The organism is Bradyrhizobium sp. 31Argb, assembly GCF_043638955.1.
In the GTDB taxonomy this organism is placed as follows: Bacteria; Pseudomonadota; Alphaproteobacteria; order Rhizobiales; family Xanthobacteraceae; genus Bradyrhizobium.
Window position 1 is genome coordinate 1 of sequence record NZ_JBEGDB010000519.1, and the last position, 2284, is coordinate 2284.

Sequence of the window (2284 nt, forward strand, 5' to 3'; positions counted from 1 at the left end):
GCCGTCATCAGGCTGGATAGAGGACTTCCACCTCCAAGCTGTCGTTCATACTCGGCACACCGCCAACGGGTCCGCGCGAAGCGCGGCCCGATGACAGGCTCCGCGCCGTCTCGAACCAATGAGGCCCGCGGCCCATCCCTCGAGACGCCGCTTCGCGACTGCTCCGGATGAGGGAATGAATGTGGGGCACCAAATGACCTTCGACGACGTCAGGATAATCGCGCTGGCGTGGCCGGAGGTCGAGGATGGCACCTCCTACGGCACGCCGGCATTGAAAGTGCGCAAGAAGATGCTGGTGCGCCTGAAGGAAGACGGCGACAGCCTGGTCATGCCCGGCGTGCCGCAGGACGAGCGCGACATGCTCGTCGAGAGCCGGCCGAAGGTGTTCTACTTCACCGATCATTATCGCGACTATCCGATCGTGCTGATCCGACTGTCGAAGGCGAGCCGCAGCATCGTCGAGCCGCTGTTGCGCCGCCACTGGCGCGCGCTGGCATCGAAGGCTGCGCTGAAAGCTAACGATGCGAATTCGTAGGTTCGTAGGGTGGGCAAAGCGAAGCGTGCCCACCATCCAGCGCCATGCTCGCTATGGGTGGGCACGCTTCGCTTTGCCCACCCTACGGGACCTCATGACCCGAGACGAATTCGTCGCCACAGCGCTGCGCAATCCCGCCAATGCCATCATCGCCGATGAGCTGCTGCGGCTGGCACTGCCCGACGCGTGGCTCGTGGCGGGCTGCCTGGCGCAGACGGTCTGGAACGTCAGGACTCATCGTGCGGCCGACTACGGCATCAGCGACTACGACATTTTCTATTTCGATCGCGATACATCCTGGCAAGCCGAGGACCGGATCATCAAACGCGTGCATGATGCGGTTCGCCACCTCGGCGTCGCCGTCGAAGTGCGCAACCAGGCGCGCGTCCATCTCTGGTATCCCGAAAAGCACGGCCTGCCCTACCCGCCATTGACACGCTCGACCGATGGCATCGACCGGTTTCTCACGAAAAACACCCAGATCGGAATCCGCCGCACGGCGGAAGGCTACGATGTCTACGCGCCCAACGGGTTCGATGACGTCGCCAACATGATCGTGCGGCCGAACCCGGGAGCGAATTTTTCGGTAGCGAATTACGAGAAGAAAGCGGCGAGGTGGAAGGCGCTGTGGCCGGAGATCGGGTATTGCCGGGTTGCTGATGCCTCCCGTCATTGCGAGGAGCGACAGCGACGAAGCAATCCATGCCTCAGCACGCGGAGACATGGATTGCCTCGCGGAGCCTGTCATCGGGCGCGCCTTCGCGCGACCCGTTGGCTCGCAATGACGGCGGGGGGGCGCGCTCGCCTGTTACCGCACCACGCCCGAGGTGAATCCGGCCTTGCGTCGCGGCGGCTTGATGTCCTTCTTCAGGAAACAATGCGGCTCGCGCCCGGCATAGCCGGGGCGCGCAAAGGTCCAGGCCCGGCATTTGTTGTCGGCGGCGCAAGCGGCCTTGCAGATCTCGTCGCCCTCGCCTGCCTTCAATTCGAAATTCTTGTAGTCGCCGCCGAGACGATCGATCGAGGTCTCGACCGTGCCATTGCGGGGCTCGACGACGCCGGCGCCGCGCACGCCGGTGACGCAGCAATTATTTTGGACGCGCGACGGCACCGAATTCTTGAGCCAGCACACCGCGCCGGTGGTGATGTCGGTCGGATAGTTGAAGCTCCAGGCGCGGCAGCGGCGGTCGCGCTCGCAGACCAGGGCGCAGTCGGCGGGATCGCCCGAGGCAACGGGCGAACTCAGGTAATCGCCGCCGGGGCGATCGAAGTTGACCTGCGCCTGCGCCGGCCGCGACGTCGCTACGACCGCCAACAAGGCGAACGTCACCACACTCGCCCAGAAGAGGCGGCCAATTCTCATATCCTACGCTTTCGACTGTCCCCCCGCGCTCACCGCGGGTGGTCATTTGAGCGCCGCCAACCTGTACGCTGGATGAACGGCTCAAAAATGCGGCAAGCTGGCACACCAGTCGTGTGACCGCCGGCCAGCATGTGGCCTAAGCGCCACGCACGCGAAGAAGATGCATCAAAACAAGCGGATAGGACACGATGACGCTAGATCAGAACCGAAGCTCTAGATTCTTGGTTTGACGCGTTTTCTGCGCAGATAAGTCTACGCAATCTGCGTAAACTTGATTGCTATGCGAACCGGTATCCACTTCGCTCGAAAACGCTTTAGGCCGTGTGGACTCTTGGGATTCTCAAATCAGATTGAACGTGATTCAAGGCTTTCTTTTAGGAGGAAGC

2 protein-coding genes and 1 pseudogene are annotated in these 2284 nt (G+C 62.4%); 2 read left to right on the forward strand and 1 reads right to left on the reverse strand.

Translation table 11 applies throughout. The features are described 5' to 3' along the window. Window positions 1–193 precede the first annotated feature (193 nt). Entirely contained in the window at window positions 194–535 is a 342-nt protein-coding gene (locus AAFX91_RS40885; protein WP_394570262.1) for an MmcQ/YjbR family DNA-binding protein, read from the forward strand. A 94-nt stretch (window positions 536–629) separates the two neighbouring features. Beyond that, a pseudogene (locus tag AAFX91_RS40890) lies at window positions 630–1175 on the forward strand (nucleotidyltransferase family protein); the annotation flags it as partial. Between the two features lie 168 nt (window positions 1176–1343). On the opposite strand, the gene AAFX91_RS40895 reads toward AAFX91_RS40890, so the two are convergent. Then, window positions 1344–1898 (reverse strand): PAN domain-containing protein, encoded by a 555-nt coding sequence (locus AAFX91_RS40895; RefSeq protein WP_165421546.1) that lies wholly within the window; start codon window positions 1896–1898, stop codon window positions 1344–1346. Between the last annotated feature and the right edge of the window lie 386 nt (window positions 1899–2284).